Consider the following 18580-nt stretch of genomic DNA (forward strand, 5'->3'; position numbering starts at 1 on the left):
TTAAGGAACTGTTGAGTAGCAATAAAGTTACTCAGCTAAAGGGCCAATTCGTGGAATAACACCTTTAAAGAAAATTGGATATCTATGTTTAAGTAAAAATCCCAAATCCAATAAAGGATACGGGATTTTTGTTTTTAAATATTGTGTATTACTGTCTAATACGGAACTTAGATTCCAGCCCACACATCTTTTCCGTATCGCCCTTCACGTTGCAATTGGTCTAACCAATTTCTTGCCTCTTGTTCACTTACCCCATGATTTCGCTGATAAGCTTGACAAAGAGTATTCTCTACATCTGGAGCCATTCGACTTCCATCACCGCATATATAAAGATGAGCGCTGTTATCTAATAAAGAAATTAACTTGTCTCCATCTTGTTGCATTAAATGCTGTACATATGTTTTTGGATGTCCTTCCAGACGCGAAAAAGCTGTATGTAAGGATAATATGCCATCCTTTTCATCTTTTTTTAATTCTGTACGATAGAGATAATCATGTTCAGGATGACGACAACCGAAATATAGGTGAGCTTCTCCTAACTTTATGCCTTGCTGTTTCTGGATGCGACGTGATTGTAAAAACCCTCGGAATGGTGCAATCCCAGTTCCTGGTCCAACCATGATAATTGGCGTTTCAGGATTTTTTGGCAACTGAAAACCGGATTGTGGAGTACGAATAAAACAAGCAATATTGTCTTCGTTGTGACGTTGAGCTAAATAGTTAGAAGCGACCCCTTTATATTCGCCTTGTCCACTCCGGGCAGGTCCGCTTACAACACGAACTGTAATACTCAGGCGATCCTCGGCAACGAGTGGTGAGCTTGAAATAGAATAGTAACGTGGTTTGAGTGCAGGGAGAAGTTCTAAAAACCGCTCAAACGGCATTTCACATGCTTCGTACTTTTCGAGAAGATCTAACATGGAAATACGTTTCTTTAATATTTGCTCTTGGTAAATTCCCTCTTCCACCAAAGTTTCCAATTCTCGTTTGTGTGGAGGGCAAACCGTAAAAGATGCCAGTTCCCGTATTTGTGCTCTGGTTGCTGCTTCCTGCACTTCCACACTATAGCTAAGAAGATCACGTAAACTTACAGGCATATCAAGTGGCAGATGAGCTGCGTTTCGTCCACTTGCTGTCAGTACTATTTTATCATTTCCATTCAAATTATACCTACGGAGAACGCGGCTGACATTTTCCTCACTGTTGTGTGGAAGCACTCCGAGATGGTCTCCTTCGTGATAAGTAACTCCTTGAGGTAAGGCCACCTCGATATGCCGAGTGCTCCGATCACTGCCAGCTGATTGGAGTTCGCGATTTTCCACAATAGTTGCATTCATTGCTTCGTATGAACGAGCAAGAGGAGATCCTCCAAGGCCACTGACAAACTGAAGGCTTAGGGTACTGCGTTCTTTTTCTACATTTTCATTGAACTCCAATCCAAAAGCTTTCATCGCATCCGACCACATGCTTTGTTTCCATTGATTGAGCTGTTCCTCAAAGTCTCCACTCGCATCCCCCTCTCCACGTGTTGAGAACCTTGTGGCCCCCTGTTGAGCCATCTGCTCGTCAATATATCTTGGGACATTTTGATAGGTACTGGCCCAGTTATGATCTCCACAACCAAACACCGCATAATGAACACCTTGTAGCTCACCATGTTGTAGTTCTTCGAGCCATTGTACGAATTGTCCAGCATTGCTCGGTGGCTTTCCGTTATAAGAAGAAGTAACAATGAGAATGGCTCCTTCTTTCGGTAAGTTACCAATTCGGTCATTTAAAGGCGATACTTCAGTCCGTACGCCATGCAAACTCGCTGTATCTGCAAGTTCCCGTGCTACACCCTCAGCAGTTCCAGTATCAGAGCCGTAAAGAACAAGAAGCGGACGATTATTGAGTCCTTGGAGAGAAGCTGCATTCTGAACTTGCTTTTCCGTTTTGTGGTCCTCCGGCGTCTCTGCTACAGGTGTTAGGACAGATGGACGGATGGCAGCTTGATTTCGGGATCGAACCTTTATCTTAAAATCACCTGGCTTTAACGTTAATGTTTGTTTAATGTCCAGCTCATAATTCGCATAATCGATGAATTCAAAATGCTGGAGAAGCATTCCCAGTACGAGAGTGGCCTCATGAAGGGCAAACTGCATACCGATACACGCCCTCTGGCCATTTCCAAATGGCTTATAAGCATGATGAGGAACTTTATCCGGATCTTCAAACCGTTCGGGATGGAATTCTTCTGCATTGTCCCCCCATGCATCTTTATCTCGATGCAGTTGTGGAATAAGAACCATAATCCGATCTTCTCTTTTCTTTACCGGATATTTTCCGCCGATCACCGTGTCTTCTTTTGAATAAAGGCTGAATGCTGGTGCGGTAGGCCATAGACGCAGCGATTCATTTAAAATCATCCGGATATACTTAAGCTGCAGAACTTGTTGATATGTCGGAGTGGGCCCTGTTAATACCCGATCTACTTCTTCATAAGCTTTTCTCAATTTATCCGGATTTTTTAATAAGTAATAGATCGCAAAGGATAACAATCCACTTGTTGTCTCGTGCCCGGCTATTAAAAAGGTGATGATTTGGAAACGAATATTTTCATCATCCAGTGTTTCGCCCGTTTCCGGATCCTTCACATTTAACATACGGGAAAGCAAATCATTTCCTTCCTGGTTTCCATTGGCCTTACGTTCGGCAATAATATTATCCACTAAAGAAAACATGGCTTGGATATCATGCTGAAATTGACGTTTAGTTCTCACCATGAGTTTGTCCTGTATATCTAACCGTTGTGTTTGATGCATCGCTTCATCTAGAGCACGGACCATGCTGGTGATAAAAGGATGAGGAGTCTCACGATAATAACTGTTGAATCGGTAATTAAAACCGCATAAACCAATCGTGTCCAATGTAAGACGGGTCATATCCTCCGGGACATCCACCTCTTCATTCGGATTAAGCCGTGCCCATTTTTGAACGAGCTGTACGGCAATATCGACCATCATGGCATGGTAATCCTTCATTGCCCGCTGACTGAATGTAGGCGTCAAAATATTATGGGCTTTTCTCCAGTTAGGCTCGTGCGTTCCACTTGTAAATAACCCGTCTCCAGCAAAGGGACGAACCTTTGCTAAAGGACCTTCTACACTTTTATCGAACCGTGACTGGTCACAGACTTCTTCTACCAGTTCATGCCCAGAAACGATAATGGCAGTACCTCCTGGAGTTTGAAGCTGAAAAATGGGACCGTACTCTTCCGCCAGCTTGATAAACGATAGGAGCGGTTTATCTTTATCAAGTAGAGGTACGTTACCTAATGGACCAAACGTTTTAGGTTGGGGAATATCATTAAGCTTTCTCATTAAAAACATCCTTTCAAAAGAGTATGTTATTTTAGTAATTATTCTTGCTTGAAAAATTTTACCTATCTGCACTACTTTAAAAAGTTTACTTTTAAGCTGTGTTTGATAACTTGTTTCCATCTCTCTCTGTCTTTTGTTACAGTTGTAAAGTTCCCGAAAACATGAGGGGTGGCCTGTTGATATGCAACGGATGATAACAACATGACAACGAGTTCCTCCGGATGCTGGTCTGCAAGAACATCCAATTCGATCCCTTTTACAATAAAAGGATAAGTTTGGTCGTGAAAAGGATTGGGATTAAAAGTTAATCATATAAGATCGTTTAGCTTCATTTCTATACTTTACCAATATGCTTATGATTATGATGCTAGGTAAAGGATTGATCAATCCAGGATGATTTTTGGCAATTAGTTTTCCAACTTGCTAACAGAGGGGCCATGTTCCCTCATGAATTGAAAGGTTCATTCTTTTATGCAATCATTTCCTACCTATGACATATGTTATTGATAGATTGTCAGATATAAAAATGCAAACAGACTATGGATCAAGTTCTTTATCTCAAAGAGTTGCTGCGGAATGGTTATGTAAAGGATATTATGAGGAACATGTAGCGAACGTAAGAATTCACTTGAAAGAACGAAGACGAATGATGGTACAAACTTTAAATAAGTATTGTGCAGACATTGCAACGTGGGATATTCCTAGTGGCGGATTTTTTTATATGGCTAAAGATTGTACCTAACATTCCGATGGAAAAACTATTTTCAAAGGCACTATCAAGAGGTGTTCTTTTAAATCCGGGATGTATTTATGAAGAAGAATCAAATCAGTACATACGTTTATCATATGGATATGCTTCCCCGGAACAAATTACTCACGAGGTTAAATTGCTCAGTGCATTAATCTGTGAGTTAATGGCTTGAAAAAGATCCTCTTTTACTTATAAGAGGATCTTTTTACTTATCTTATTTACCACAATCTCATTTCCTGTCCTAATAAAATAAGTTCTTCATAAGGGTCTCCGTCAATTTTTAATACTTGAGCAAAAGCTGTTTCTGTTTTTAAACCTTGTTCTTTCAAGTGAATAACTTCTTCCCTTATATGCGGATGCTGCATTAATAGCATGTGTTCTACAATCATATGTTTGTATGCATTTTGGTTACGTACTGGTCTAGGTTGACCAAATAATTCAAATTCAAAACCTTCAAATTGAAACTTTCCCTTTATCGTTTCGGTATTATTGATTTGTTTCTTTTTTATTTTGAACCCTTCATAAGAGTCATATAAAGATCTAATCTCTTTTTCAAAAATATCAAAATTATGTACTTCCATTACAATATCTAAGTCAGATTGAATAGTGTCAATTCTAATAGGGATTGTCCCACAAAGCACAGGACTATATAGAACTAAATCCTCCATTATATTTAGTTTATTCATAACTTCGTAAACTTTTTGCTGCTTGTCATTCCCTGATCGTAAATATGTGATAGATGTAAACATAGAAGTCGCTCCTTCATTTAACGTAATAATCGTCTCACTAATTTTGAGAAAACCTTTAAATCATTTGATTTTGTTCTAGGAGTACCTTAATTTCAATATATTAAGCCGAACTAACTATATTTTTCAACTTTTCTCCTATACTGCAATACTATGAAAATAAAAAAGGAGGAATTATTATGAGCATTTTCAACATTCTTTTGACCATACACATATTATTTGGAACAATATGCTTAATCACCGGTATTGTAGCGATGGTTGCTCAAAAAAAGAAAGGAAAACATACGGAATGGGGTGAAATATATCATGCATCCTATGTCGTTGTCACAATTACTGCAATAATATTATCCATTATAAACTGGGATAAAATCGCATATTTATTTTATGTAGCAATTTTCTCTTATTCATTTGCGATTTATGGTTATCTTGCAAGAAAAAAGCGTTGGAAAAATTGGCTTCACCACCATATTAGAGGTATGTTAGGCTCTTATATCGGTGCTGTTACGGCACTTTTAGTAAACATCGGCATTCATATTCCCATTTTAAATTTACTTCCGCCAATATGGTTTTGGTTTTTACCTACCTTAATTGGCATTCCTCTCGTAGCCAGTGTATCAAAAAAATATAAAAAGCGTAGGTGAAATTAATTACATTTTGATTACTTTCTGAGTACTAACATCATTCTTGATACTCAATGTATCAAGAATGATGTTATGAGTGTTTGTCTTATGAATATGCGAAATAAAAAGCCGCCCAACAGGACGGCTCTTATTTTTACTTTTTAAACGTAACATACTCACCAGAAACTCATTGATTCCCACCAACATTATACCAACCATCTTTATACCCAAACGATTGATATTTTTCACCTTGGTACACATTCTTCACAATGTCGTAATTTGTTCCTGGACCTGTACGAACACGCAATACATCTGCTGTAATAGTAACTACACCTACACCGTCGTTTGATGACTGTGAAGTTGCTGGCACATTTCCTCCAGTATAACGAATATATGATGGATCGTTATAAATCCACTGATCTCCACCTAGATTTAACCAGCCGTTTGATTGTCCGAATACTTTGTAGGATTCTCCTTTCCCTAATTGACGAATAACTCCATATCCAGTACCAGGCCCTTTTCGTAAATTCACATTATTACCGTTAATATAAGCAACCCCTGCACCATCATTCGATGGAGGAGGAGATGACACGTTTTGAGCACCTTTTCCGAAAGTATCTGTTCCATACCCTTTGTAGTTATATTGCAAGTGTGGACTATCGACAAACCCTTTCCAGTCACCGCCCCATTCAAAGCCAATTTGTTTAGCGTAACGAATAGCAGATGCCCATGGTTCTTTGTTGTAGCCTTGCCAATCTTCTGTGCCATTTGGTTTAATTGGTACAAAATCTAAGGCCTGCCCAATTAAATGATATGAGCGCATCGTTTATGATGCACCTTTACGAACATTTTCACGTTGTTGTTCCAACGTGCGAATTGTTTCATAAATTAACACTTCAATTCCGTTGTCTATACAGTACTGGTACCATTTAAAAGCTGCAGCTTTCGTATTATCTGCTAAATTATTCAGATTATTAACATTTCTAGTGTGATATTTCATTATTCAGCAACTCCTTTTTTATTATCATATGCAGAGCTTGTCTCATGGTCTGTCCATATGCCTAGAGCCATATAAAGTACAAATACACAAGAAGTCAATTTATCTAAAAAGCCTTTCGCTTCTAGAACTACAAGCTTTGTGAACCGAAATCCAAGCAATGAAAAAAACCGCAACTTAGACCTTCCAGTTGCAGTTTTTGATATTTACTTCACTTTTCATTAACAACCCTATTAAACTTACAAGTTGTGTAAATTATTCCTTTATGAATAATACTTCTTATTCATGATTTTTTAGATCCAGTATGGAATGCAAACGATCTGGATAATTAGTAAACATCCCATCGACGCCCCATGAAAGTAACTTTTTCATATCCTTTTCATTATCTACTGTAAATGGATGAACTTCTAATCCATGTTTCCTTATTTTCTTTACATAACCTGAATCAATATATTTATAATTCATACCAAGACCTATGCAGTATGTTTTATACTTTTCTATATCTAACTCTGTCAATTGAACTGCTTTTTTATATGATAATAATTGCACTAAAGGGATATGTACATTTATACTATGAATCTTTCGGAGACTGTCTTCACTAAATGATTGAATAATAACCTTATCTTTAATTTCGTATTTATCTATAATTTCTAATAGCTTTTCTTCCATACCAGGATATTCATCAGGTGATTTCGTTTCAATATAATAGTTTGCATTATGCCCAAAGGTTTCAATTATTTCTTCTAACGTTGGGACTTTAGCAATTTCAAATGCTGTCTTTGCTAAGTTGGGATACTTTTCATTGAAATAAGAGCCTGCATTTAATTGCTTTATTTCTTCTAATGTATGTTCTTTAACTAGTCCCTTACCGTTTGTTGTACGGTTTAATGTTTCATCATGCATCGCTATTAAATGTCCGTCTTTTGTCATTTGAAGATCTATTTCTAAATAGTCACCTTTTAATTGTTGTCCTAATTTATAAGCAGCAATTGTGTGTTCCGGTGCATATACAGAAGCCCCTCGATGTGCAATGTTTTTTATATGATTTGATTGAGTTATAGCTTTTGTATGTTTATGCTCATTCATTTGATAACACATAAAAACACTTACTACAATTAAGAAACAAATGAATGTAATGATACTTATTTTTTTCATAACGATTTGTTAGCTCCTATATGAAAGCAATTTGATTTGGACGTTTTATTCAAACAAATGTAGTTTTATATGTGAAATTATCTAAAAGTAACTTTTGATAATTCATCAATCTTTCTCCCTTCATAGAAAATAATATTTTAATAACTCTTATATTAAATATAACATATAAGGAATTTTACTTATTCTTTGAAAACGCCCTTTGTAACGCCTTTATAGGATGCATTGTAGTAGGAAAGAATTAAAAATGATATAACGTTGTCGGAATGAAAAAAGTGGTATATAATAAATATTAACATTACTAGTAATTATTTTAGGTATTCCTAGAATAAAGGAGCGATACATATGAAAATTACTATTTATTTCGGAAGTCATGAAGATCAAGATGTTCGTACTATGGACTGTCATTTAGATGTAGAAGATACAGAAGAAATTGTTTCTGTATCATAATATAAATAGTTGGGATGAACCCTGTTCCCTACAACGTTTAAGACACCTTTTATTGGTGTCTTTTTTGTGGTTTTTTCTTCAAAAAACCTTTACTTTAGGGCGTTTTAATAGTAAAATATAAATATACGAACAAACGTTCTTTTTATATTTTACTCGTACATGAAGGGATGATTTTTACAATGGCTCAAGCAAAGCGCAGAGGAAGAAAAAAGCAAACACCTATTATTTCAAATACAGGCTTTATTGGCTCTGTCTTTATTGATACATTGGAGTTACAAAAGAAATCCTATTATTTTGCTCGTAAAAAACTCCAAATCGTTCATCACGTTTTAGATGGCCTCTCTGGGGCAACGAGTTCTCTATTTAAAGAACATAACATTTCAGCATACATGTCATGTGTGTACTTACATAAACAAAAGAAAATTGGCTTCGTTCTTTCAACGAAACCATTTGAACAAAGTGATGGCGTTGCTTATTTTGTAAATTATTTAATCGAAAAGAATTTTTACGGCGGCCATGACGAAGATGTAGAATATCAAGAAGTATTTAATACAGGTTTTATCGGTGTAGTCTTTGCTGATTTATCTAGTATAGATCGCTTTAATTTCGAGTTTGAAATGGGTATGTTAACGAAATTAATGAAAGATATGATTATTCCAGTTAAAGAACTCTTTTTACGCCACAACATACCGGCTTACATATCCACTTCTCATTTAGAGGAGCAAAATAAATTAGGTTTCGTTCTGTCCGTGAAGCCATATGATGAACGTGCCGAAGCAGATTTATATTTTGAAGCGTATTTAAAAGAGCGCGGATTATTTATTGGTGATGAAGAAGATGACATTGATAAGATTATTATTAGAAAAACAGCTGAATTACGATAGAAAAGCGCAGGATAATGATCCTGCGCTTTTTAAACATGTCACAATATCATATAGTTACGTTAAACACTATAGTCTATAGTGGTATTTCTTGTGCAATTAAACTGTCAGTTAGTTAGACTGTCAAAGTAAAGCCCCAGAAATCCAAAGGTCTCTGGGGCTTTATTATATATTTATCTCTTTTTGCTTTTTGGTTTGTTTATGTCTATAAAGGAATTTACGACCTATTAGAGAAATCAGTACTAATATCATTATTAGTACTAAAAGTTGCATAAATGATAAGTCAAAATATTTAGCACCTGTAACAATTAATAGTGTAGATATCGTACCTTTTACAATGAAAAAAATAATAACCCATAATCCGCCTTTTTTCCAGTTCATTTTATTATATCCCTTCCTACGTTTAAATTCCTAAAAAATCAGTGATAGTTCTTGAAAGTAACACCGTAATGGAAATCTATTATATTAATAAAAAGTAGCCTTCTTTTTTACAAAAATCATGCCCAATTAAATGTAACGACTTTATATTAAATGAAAATGATACTCAATGTCAATTTATTCAACTTTTCATTACATAAAATATGGGCCGTTTTTATGTAATTTGGACAGTTACGTTCCCTAAGTTACTAGGTATTTGTCGGGACCTCACTTTCATTATAATTAAATAAAAAAGCCCGCAAATGATTCACGGGCTTTACTGCTAATAACTAATCGCAATTGTACCCTCACCTGCATGAACAGCAAATGAAATTGGTAATGGATATAGTTTGAAATCTATTTCAGGAAATGCTTGTCTTATATCTGAAATCCATTCTTCAGCTCCAGGTTTATCATTAGCATGGAACATATGAAGTACTTTAGGTAACTCTTTTTCCAGTTCATTTTTAATATATTCTCTACATTTTTGGATTTTGCGAACCTTCTTTTCAAGTAAAAGTTCTCCACCTTTTACTTCTAATATTAAGTTAACACTTAATAAACTTCCAAGTAAAAATTGAACTCCCTTTACACGTCCACTTGCGTATAGACCTTTTAAACTTTTTGGAAATACATGAAAAGGTCTTCTATTTTCATCAACTAATATATTGTGTATATTTTGTAAAGTCATACCTTCATTGTATAACGATTTCGCTTTTCTAATTAATTCATCCATCGGATAACTTGTTGTTTCACTATCTAATACGGTTAAAGGAAAACCTGCCATTTCTGCAGCTAGCTTCATGTTTTGATAGGTTCCACTTACTTTCCCGCTAATAGCAACTGCAAATCCTTCTTCGTATTCTTCTTTGCATTTCGTAAATAAATCTACCATTTCCCCAATGTTAGGTTGTGATGTAGTGACAGTTTTACCTTCTCTTAACGCAATATAAACACGTTCACGTACACCTTCTTCACAATCTTTGTACGACACTCCATCAATAATAACTTCAATTGGAATAACAAAGTTATCTCCTTCTGTTGTAAAACTCGCAGTTGTACTATCGGTAATCCAAGCAACACGCTTCATGTTGTTCCTCCCTTAATTCAATTCCTCTTTTCTAATTTTTCTATATATTTATGTTATGAAAAGAGAATATCCCTGTAATAGTAACAGGACTTTATTGTTTTGGCTATAGTAGATGCGCATCAAATGTGACTATTATTTGTCTGTTTCATAAATAAAAGAAGAAAATTAAAGCGTTTGCCTAATTTTCTTCTTATCCTACATTATTTAAAAGTTTCATTATCTAAGATAACAACATAGTCATTCGTTAACCGCCCAGCTTCTTTCGTATAGCTGACAAGCCTTTGTATGTTATCACAACAAATTTTCGCTCCCCATACGAGTAACGGGACACCGATAAAATCTATATGTAATCTTCTAGAAAACAGACCTCCTAAAGTCATAGGTAAAGGTACTGTTGGTGATGTATTAGAAAAAACAATCTTATCCTGGTTTTGATAATGTTTTTGCAGAATCTCACCTAAATGTTTCATCGCAGGTACCACGACTTTTGATGCACCACACCCAATTGTATATACAGGATTACCGTTCTCATCTATTCCGCGAAAAATAATTTTCCCCATATCTTCTGTTTTTAATTTATTGAAGTACTCGACATTTAATATTTCTTCTTTCGTTAACTTCCGATCAGTTGGTAATTTATTTAAATGATACGCTGCAGCAAGTGAAGTTGTATGTGTGCCACCGAAATCTGTGTAAATGAATATCATATTATCATCCCTTGTTGTAAAAGTTCAATGTTAATTAGTATTACCATTTAAAGGATCGTTAAACAAGGGATGAATCTATTTACACTTTTTGAGTTAGTTCATTGTATTTTTTCCAAATATAAAATCGTCTACTAGCTACGGTACCTAATGTGATACATAAAAAAGCATTTGTTACAATCATTAATGTATAGTGTGTACTACCAGAAAACATACTTTGCTTAATTATGACTTTTGTAGCTAAAATAACAAGGAGAATAATTGTACTAAGCCAATTCCCCTTTCGTAATACATGGCCCGTTTCACTATCTAATCGAAAGGTTAAAGATTTTCCCCGTATAATGCCTAGACCTAAGCCGATTCCGAGCATTGCAACAAATAGCAATACTTGTAATATAGTTAATTGTCCCATATGAATAATGGGCTGGATTGTTACAAAACACAACAAAGCCGGTACGAGCCAAATACGATTAATTTTCACTTTACGTTCCTTACCTTGCATTAATACGATAATAAGAATAACAAGTAAAATATCCATCTAGTGTCCTCCTATATACTTGTTTACCTATAAAAATTATATTCCTCTCTTTTTATTCCATACTTGAAATACGATACCTAATTAAAATAGTAAAATATGGAATTTGTTTTTCCGTCAGTCTTAAGCATTATTTATAAAAATAAAAAGACGTACTTTTTACTCGTACGTCTTTTAGTACCTTCCTATTTAATATTATAATTAGATATCGATATGAAAATATAAAATAGTATGATTCGGTAACAAAAAGTCCTCATTCTGTAATTGAACTGAAGACTTTTACCTAAACGCTTGTTGTAATATTAAAATTACATACCAAAGCAGACACCATCATGAACTCTTTTAACTTTTTCAAAAAGATTTTTCTAGTTCTTTCATTAACTTCTCAGGTCCCGCTCCTTTATTCGAAGGAATAACTACTGTAATTCCCAAATCTGGATAAACGGCTGAACGAAAACTGACGCCTGGATCATAGCCCATTACATGATATTTATAAATATTTCCTTGTCTTTTCTCAATCCATATTCCATATCCGTAAGACTGACTATCATTCACTGAAATATGAGGAGTTAAAAGTAAATTCATATATTGGTGGCTTAATATATTATTATTAAATAGAGCCTCCCAAAATTTCAACATGTCTGGTGCGGTAACGTAAGCACCTCCATCAGCGCCTCCTTTTATAGGCATAGAGTATACATTTGTTCTCCATTTTTGATTATTTGCATCTTTTATATATCCAATGGCTGTATCTTTAGGTAAATGATCTAAAGAAAAATAACCTGAGTCATTCATGCCAATTGTCATGAATATTTTTCTTTCTATATATTCCGTAAATTCAAGTCCTGACTGTTGTTCTATAATTAATCCGAGTATGATAAAACCTGCATTATTGTAGTGAAACTTACTTCCTGGTGCAAACATCATATTACCGTTTTGAAATAATGGTAAAAAGTCTCTTAAACTTTTTAAAAGATACATGGGGGTTTGTTTCCAAAGATCTTCAAAGTTATCCATTATACTTTCATCAAAATAATCTGGAATACCCGAACTATGCGTTAAAAGCTGATGTATTGTAATATTTTCATTGAAGTTTGGAAATTTAATATCTAAACAATCTTTTAATTTTGTATGAAAAGAAATAACACCTTTTTCAACAAGTTGACAGATGCCAATTGCAGTGAAAATTTTACATCCTGAGGCAATTCCGAATCTTGTTTGCAGTGTATTGTTTATACATTCACTTCGATTTGCATAACCAAACGCTTTTTCATATATTAATTCTTTTTCTTTTTTTACTAAAACAACTCCAGAGAAATCTATTTTCTTATGCATTTCTTTTATAATTTTATCCATTTCATCTTTTATTTTTATCACAACAACCACCCCTGTCTTTCGGTATCGTTCTTTCCCCTTATTATTTTTCCATATAAAGGGGAAAGAACCCTCTTATTAAATACGATAAATCGTTAATAAGAAAACAAAATTCATTTCGAATTTATTGATTCAGTAGAACACACCTTAGATTGTGATGGCAATAAAGTAAATACACATAATACGATAGTTATAAATAACATTACTAATGCTCCTACGATGACTACAAGTTGTATAGAAATGAATTGAGTTGCAATACCAGAGAGTATTGTTATAAAAATTGTTACCACAGCAATAATAAGCCCATATATACTCCCAATCCGTCCCATCATATGAACAGGAACGTTATTTTGGTAAAAGGTATAAAAACCTGTATTTGCATATGCCATAAAGAAAGATAAAATAAAGAATCCAATAGCAGCTATTAAAAATTCATTTGAAAAAGCATAAATCAAATAACTAATTGCGATGAATAATGATCCTATTCCAATTAGAAATGAAGGTGCTAATTTTTTTGACAAGATTGTATTTGTTATTGCACCTAATATAAATCCTGCACCAGCGATGCTAACTAGAAAACCGTATTCACTATCTGATAACAATAAAACTTCTTTCGCAAATGAAAGCTCAAGTGAATCAATAGCAGTAGCTAATACTATCATCCCTTGAAATAGGAAGTAAACACATACAATATACACAGATTTTTTGCTAAAACTTAAAACTATGTTCCAATCTTTTTTTAATACAGCTAGAGATAACTTATCACTTGCTGTATTAGAATTGTACTTTTTATCAAGATTAGGTAAAAATAATGTAATTAACCCTGATAATATAAATGCTATAGCATTTATATAAATAGCAAATGCTGGTGTACTCGCAATTAACAATACTCCGGCTATCGCTGGACCAATTAAAAATGCACCAGATCCTATTAAACTACGTAATGCGTTGAAACGTTGTCTCTGCTCAACTGGTATTAATTTCGTCATATACGTCATAGCAGTTGGTTCATAAATCGCACTGGCCATGCTTATAAAAAATACTAAGAGATAAACAAGCCAAAGGGATGAAATCAAAGGTAAAATAGCAATAAATACTGCACGATAAATATCAAGGTGAATCATTAACTTTCGTTTGTTTAAACGATCAATCATACTTCCTGACCAAGCGTTTGTAAATAAAGTGGCTAATGGTTTTATTACATATAAAGTAGCAACAGCTAAGGCTGAGCCGCCCATATTATAAACAAGTACATTAAGTGCTATTAAATAAATCCATGCACCTAAATTCGCAATACCAACTCCGGACAGTAGTAATAAAGGATATTTCCAATCTTTAAGCAAATTTTTCACTTCAGGTCCCCGCTTTCCAAATTGTTTTAAAACAATAAAAAAATCCCACCCCCAAGACTTGTAGTCTTAGGGGCGAGATTGATCATCGCGGTGCCACCCTAGTTTATTAATATGTCTCCATATTAACCTTATCAGGTACTGCATTATTTTCATGCTTATACCTTAGCTCTATAACGGGAGCTCCCGTCACACCATCCCCCAATAAAAGGTTCCGATGTGCTGCTCAGAGGCTTGGTTCAATAAAGAATTTTTGCTCCTTTTCAGCTTAATGGAGCTCTCTGTGAAAAATTCATTTTATTTACTCTTCTCTTCACTGCATTTGATTTTTTTCATGTTATCACAACTTGATATAACTGTAAATAAAAAATAATCAGACATTTTAAATCACTTCATTGTTAGCTGTTTTATTTATTGTTTTTTCTGAAAATTACGGTGCGTGAAATTACTTGTAATCCTAAAAAATAACCTATCATATATAGGCTATTCAAACTGTCCGAATTAATTTGCATTTGCCTCCACTAACGGTTGTAGCGGTGGTTCTAATTCTATTTCTAAAGTATCTCCTTCTCGTATATCTTGTCCCTTTTCAATGCTTTGACTCGTTACATAGCCTGAACCTGAGGTTTTTAAATCTAATTTTAATAGCTTGGAGAAATACATAACATCACGCATGGACCACCCTTTTACATTTGGCATTTTTGCGTTATTCCCTAATAGAAATATACGATCTCCTTCGCTCATTACCTCGCCAGATTGTGGATATTGTTTTATTATTTTTCCTTCACCTAAAATTATTGGTTGGAGCTTCTCTTTTTTTACACTATTCTCTACTGTACCCATTGATTGATTGACGTAGTTTTGTACTTTTAATTGAGATTGCTTCGTTGCATCTGTCATTTGTTTTTCCGTATATGGTTTCACCTTTAAATATTCAAGGCTATTTTTCATAACCGGTTTAAAGATTTCAGCAAGAGGCTGAGCTCCATACTCATCCCCCTTTAATTTCGGTTGTTTAATAGCTAAATATACGATTAACTCCGGATCATCAATCGGGGCCATCCCTAAAAATGAAAAAATATAATTTTCTTTCCCTTCCATATATCGTCCATTTTCAGGGTTCGGAATTTGTGCTGTTCCTGTCTTACCTCCAATCGGATACCCATCCACTTTATACATTGTTCCAGTCCCTTTTGAAGACGTAATAACACGCTCCATTAAGCTTCTTACCTTATCTGCTGTCTCTTTTTTTATCGGTTTCGCAATTTCTTTCGGTTGATTTTCCATAATAACTTGTTTGTTTGTTGGATTTACAACTTTATCAACGATATATGGTTGCATCATTTTCCCGTCATTTGCTATAGCAGTTGCTGCTTGGATTAATTGAATAGGAGTTACGGTGGAACCTTGACCGAAAGAAGTTGTAACTTGTTGAATTTGTGTATTTAATAATAAAGTATTTTTACTTTCACCAGGTAAATCTATTCCTGTTTTTTGATTGAATCCAAATTTATTCATGTATTGTTTAAACTTATTTGGTTTTAGTAACTGATCTTCTAAAATAGAAAAAGCTACGTTCGATGATCTTTCAAAACCTTCATCAAATGTAATAGATCCCCATCCAAATCCACCATTATGATCTTTTATATCAGATGAACCAACAGAATATTTTCCTGATTGAAAATACTCTTTCCCATTATATACCCCTTCATTAATTGCAGCGGCTAACGTAAACACTTTCATTGTTGAACCTGGTTCGTATGCGTTTGCTATTGGATCATTTAAAAAGTATTCGATATCACCTTTATTCGGATTAAAACTAGGTTTACTAGACATCGCTAAAACTTTTCCTGTTTTTGGGTCTGCGATGATTCCTAGTAACATGGTAGGATCATAGTGTTCTTCTGCTTTGTTCATTGCTTCTTCTAAAAAACTATTAATTTGTTTATCAAGCGTAAGGTATACGTTATTTCCATGTTTAGCAGGTTCTACTTTACCTATATCATTTGTAAGCGGTATACCTCCTCGCGTGCCTACATATTCTACATTCCCGTTTGTAGCCCGCAAATATTTATCCAAACTTTTTTCAAGTCCAAATTTCCCCTCTGTATTCCCTTTATCATCTGGCCTGGCAAAACCAAGTATATAAGATGCAAAGTCTTCATTTGGATACACTCTTGCTTTCTCTGGCATAAAAGATACACCCGGTATTTTTAATTTCTTAATTTTTTCCTTCGTTTCTCTAGATAAGTTCCGACCAATTTTTCCAATTTCAACTTGTGTACGTCCTTCATGAAAATTTTTTATTACTTCTTCTTTATCAATTTCAAGCACATCTGCCAACTGTTGAGCAGTTTCATCTTTATTTTTCACTTTATCGTTTCCTTTTAAATTTACAACAATTCGATACGTTGTCGAATCTTGAACTAATACCTTTCCATTTTGGTCATAAATTGTGCCTCTATTCGCTTCCAACACACCTTTTTTATTATGTTGTTCATTCGCAAGGTCCGTTACATTAACATTGTGCACAACCCCTACTGCTTGAATGTAAAAAAAACGTAAAAGCATAATAAGAAACAGAACTATAAAAGCAACCATCATATATCGAGCGCCTTTATTTGTTTGAAGTTTATGCATTTTTATCTCCTTTCTTTTTTAATTGATTACTGCGAAGATGCGCGATAAAATATGTAATCTTTGTGTTTGTTTTCGATACTATATGTTTCGAAGTTTTCTGTTTAATTCCTTTAAAACAATGTAAACCTTATTATTGTTATTTTTGTTTTGCATTTATTTCATTCAAATACGGTGCGTGAAATTAAAGAATATTCAAATAATAACTATACTTTTTGAATTATCGTGTAAAAAGAAACTAAGTTCATTCCGATTGCGATAATAAAACAATCATATATTTGTTAAATAGATGAGTAGTTTCTACACATGTTAAACATAAATATCGTCTTTGGAAAAATAAGGGTATATAATTATTGTGTCATTACAATAGTTTTCCGAATGAGTCAGGAGGTGTTTTTTGGAGAAAAATATAAAGAAAGAGGTAATTAAAATTATATCCGTGACTGTTGTAGGTGTAACCTTAATATTACTGATACCGTATCTTTTTAATTATTTTCGTAACCTAACTGTTATTATTAAAAATTAAAAGCCCGCCTTAATAAACGGATTTGAGATATCAATAATAATGCTTTTTTTTACACCCATTACTGTATTCATATTTCCTACACTGTTTAGTCTAACTACTTGTTGACAATGCGCCGTTTTTTCAACATTTCATTTCCAATAGCTTTTTATTCAATAAAAAAGTTCCCCCTATAGATACCAAAGGTGGGAACTTTTTTCAAACAAAGCTACAAAAAATAGTTTCTTAAGACTAAGCTATATGGTTATATTTCGCTAAAAAGGGAATTCGTCTTGCTACCAATGCATACATTTTGAAAATAAATTTCGCTATCGGTTCAAACATTCGTGTACTTTGCATTACTAAGCCGCTTATAATAAATGTTAAGAAAGCAGCACCAAGTATATCTAAAGGATAATGAACTCCTACGTACATGCGTGATATGCCAACTAATATTGCCCATATAAGTGCGATATACTTCAGTTTTTCTCCTCTAAGAATAAATACGAACGCAATGGAAAATACAAGCACAGAATGATCACTTACAAATGATGAATCTGCTGCATGTGGTACTAATTGATGTACATTATGTGTTACAAAAGGACGCGGATGATTATATACCGCATGTATAAGAACGTTTACGAGTAATGCAATTATAACGGAAAGCGACGTATATAAAACTGTATATTGCTTTCTAATTGCATTCTCTTTCTTTCCGTTATTGAACCATAAAATAAGCATAAACAGTATCGCCACATACGCAGTGCTATTTGTAATAGCGATCATTAGCGTATCTAATAGCTTGGACGATCCTGCAAAATTATTAAACCATTGAAATACTGTGTAATTCATAATTCTCTCTCCTTACATACAAGTGTTCTTGATTTACACAGTATACAACATCAATATGAAAATGGGCTTAAGCTTTTCTCATCTAATTCTCATTTTCCCATAATACATTTAGCAATGCTGAAACGAATTATATCGATAATTATGTATATGGAAAATATTTC

General features: G+C 34.2%; 13 protein-coding genes, 2 pseudogenes and 1 other annotated feature. Of the genes and pseudogenes, 3 read left to right on the top strand and 12 right to left on the bottom strand.

Annotated elements, in window-relative coordinates; translation table 11 throughout:
- Positions 1 to 167: 167 nt before the first annotated feature.
- On the bottom strand, positions 168 to 3362 hold the full coding sequence (locus COI75_RS24325) for a bifunctional cytochrome P450/NADPH--P450 reductase (protein ID WP_002095622.1): 3195 nt from the start codon (positions 3360 to 3362) through the stop codon (positions 168 to 170).
- A gap of 499 nt (positions 3363 to 3861) precedes the next feature.
- Here COI75_RS24325 and COI75_RS27490 point away from each other — a divergent pair.
- Positions 3862 to 4285 (top strand): annotated as a pseudogene (locus COI75_RS27490) (aminotransferase class I/II-fold pyridoxal phosphate-dependent enzyme); the annotation flags it as partial.
- A gap of 46 nt (positions 4286 to 4331) precedes the next feature.
- On the opposite strand, the gene COI75_RS24335 reads toward COI75_RS27490, so the two are convergent.
- Positions 4332 to 4862 carry a DUF4269 domain-containing protein gene (locus COI75_RS24335; protein ID WP_000495207.1) on the bottom strand — a complete coding sequence of 177 codons (531 nt, stop codon included), beginning with the start codon at positions 4860 to 4862 and terminating at the stop codon, positions 4332 to 4334.
- A gap of 176 nt (positions 4863 to 5038) precedes the next feature.
- Between COI75_RS24335 and COI75_RS24340 the strand changes: the two genes are divergently transcribed.
- A complete protein-coding gene (locus COI75_RS24340) occupies positions 5039 to 5500 on the top strand; it encodes a DUF2306 domain-containing protein (protein ID WP_000021748.1) in 462 nt (153 codons plus the stop codon).
- 166 nt (positions 5501 to 5666) lie between these two features.
- Here the strand turns inward: COI75_RS24340 and COI75_RS24345 are convergent.
- Positions 5667 to 6479, bottom strand: a pseudogene (locus COI75_RS24345) (M15 family metallopeptidase).
- 276 nt (positions 6480 to 6755) lie between these two features.
- Positions 6756 to 7631 (bottom strand): glycerophosphodiester phosphodiesterase, encoded by an 876-nt coding sequence (locus COI75_RS24355; protein WP_000723969.1) that lies wholly within the window; start codon positions 7629 to 7631, stop codon positions 6756 to 6758.
- Positions 7632 to 8245: 614 nt separating this feature from the next.
- Here COI75_RS24355 and COI75_RS24365 point away from each other — a divergent pair.
- Positions 8246 to 8962 (top strand): hypothetical protein, encoded by a 717-nt coding sequence (locus tag COI75_RS24365; RefSeq protein WP_141535150.1) that lies wholly within the window; start codon positions 8246 to 8248, stop codon positions 8960 to 8962.
- A gap of 162 nt (positions 8963 to 9124) precedes the next feature.
- Here the strand turns inward: COI75_RS24365 and COI75_RS24370 are convergent, their stop codons facing one another.
- From COI75_RS24370 to COI75_RS24405, 8 genes are all read right to left on the bottom strand, one after another.
- Positions 9125 to 9340 (bottom strand): hypothetical protein, encoded by a 216-nt coding sequence (locus tag COI75_RS24370; RefSeq protein WP_001104098.1) that lies wholly within the window; start codon positions 9338 to 9340, stop codon positions 9125 to 9127.
- Between the two features lie 319 nt (positions 9341 to 9659).
- A complete protein-coding gene (locus COI75_RS24375; protein ID WP_000831938.1) occupies positions 9660 to 10466 on the bottom strand; it encodes a DegV family protein in 807 nt (268 codons plus the stop codon).
- A 200-nt stretch (positions 10467 to 10666) separates the two neighbouring features.
- A complete protein-coding gene (locus COI75_RS24380) occupies positions 10667 to 11173 on the bottom strand; it encodes a DUF3189 family protein (RefSeq protein WP_000576346.1) in 507 nt (168 codons plus the stop codon).
- Between the two features lie 79 nt (positions 11174 to 11252).
- On the bottom strand, positions 11253 to 11708 hold the full coding sequence (locus COI75_RS24385; RefSeq protein ID WP_000353704.1) for a DUF1453 family protein: 456 nt from the start codon (positions 11706 to 11708) through the stop codon (positions 11253 to 11255).
- A gap of 348 nt (positions 11709 to 12056) precedes the next feature.
- Entirely contained in the window at positions 12057 to 13082 is a 1026-nt protein-coding gene (locus COI75_RS24390) for a serine hydrolase domain-containing protein (RefSeq protein ID WP_000590510.1), read from the bottom strand.
- A 110-nt stretch (positions 13083 to 13192) separates the two neighbouring features.
- Positions 13193 to 14431, bottom strand: a complete 1239-nt coding sequence (locus COI75_RS24395; protein WP_000793354.1) for an MFS transporter — start codon at positions 14429 to 14431, stop codon at positions 13193 to 13195.
- A 65-nt stretch (positions 14432 to 14496) separates the two neighbouring features.
- Positions 14497 to 14754, bottom strand: a binding site (T-box leader).
- A gap of 175 nt (positions 14755 to 14929) precedes the next feature.
- Entirely contained in the window at positions 14930 to 17068 is a 2139-nt protein-coding gene (locus COI75_RS24400; RefSeq protein WP_000549374.1) for a penicillin-binding protein, read from the bottom strand.
- Positions 17069 to 17819: 751 nt separating this feature from the next.
- Positions 17820 to 18419 carry an undecaprenyl-diphosphatase gene (locus COI75_RS24405; protein ID WP_001110137.1) on the bottom strand — a complete coding sequence of 200 codons (600 nt, stop codon included), beginning with the start codon at positions 18417 to 18419 and terminating at the stop codon, positions 17820 to 17822.
- Positions 18420 to 18580: the final 161 nt, after the last annotated feature.

Source organism: Bacillus cereus (assembly GCF_002564555.1).
In the GTDB taxonomy this organism is placed as follows: domain Bacteria; phylum Bacillota; class Bacilli; order Bacillales; family Bacillaceae_G; genus Bacillus_A; species Bacillus_A cereus_K.

Bases quoted from the DNA above. Each gene is read 5' to 3' on its own strand.
- COI75_RS24375 (WP_000831938.1), bottom strand. From the start codon at position 10,466: ATGAAGCGTGTTGCTTGGATTACCGATAGTACAACTGCGAGTTTTACA.
- COI75_RS24335 (WP_000495207.1), bottom strand. From the start codon at position 4,862: ATGTTTACATCTATCACATATTTACGATCAGGGAATGACAAGCAGCAA.
- COI75_RS24380 (WP_000576346.1), bottom strand. From the start codon at position 11,173: ATGATATTCATTTACACAGATTTCGGTGGCACACATACAACTTCACTT.
- COI75_RS24400 (WP_000549374.1), bottom strand. From the start codon at position 17,068: ATGCATAAACTTCAAACAAATAAAGGCGCTCGATATATGATGGTTGCT.
- COI75_RS24385 (WP_000353704.1), bottom strand. From the start codon at position 11,708: ATGGATATTTTACTTGTTATTCTTATTATCGTATTAATGCAAGGTAAG.
- COI75_RS24325 (WP_002095622.1), bottom strand. From the start codon at position 3,362: ATGAGAAAGCTTAATGATATTCCCCAACCTAAAACGTTTGGTCCATTA.
- COI75_RS24365 (WP_141535150.1), top strand. From the start codon at position 8,246: ATGATTTTTACAATGGCTCAAGCAAAGCGCAGAGGAAGAAAAAAGCAA.
- COI75_RS24370 (WP_001104098.1), bottom strand. From the start codon at position 9,340: ATGAACTGGAAAAAAGGCGGATTATGGGTTATTATTTTTTTCATTGTA.
- COI75_RS24355 (WP_000723969.1), bottom strand. From the start codon at position 7,631: ATGAAAAAAATAAGTATCATTACATTCATTTGTTTCTTAATTGTAGTA.
- COI75_RS24405 (WP_001110137.1), bottom strand. From the start codon at position 18,419: ATGAATTACACAGTATTTCAATGGTTTAATAATTTTGCAGGATCGTCC.
- COI75_RS24340 (WP_000021748.1), top strand. From the start codon at position 5,039: ATGAGCATTTTCAACATTCTTTTGACCATACACATATTATTTGGAACA.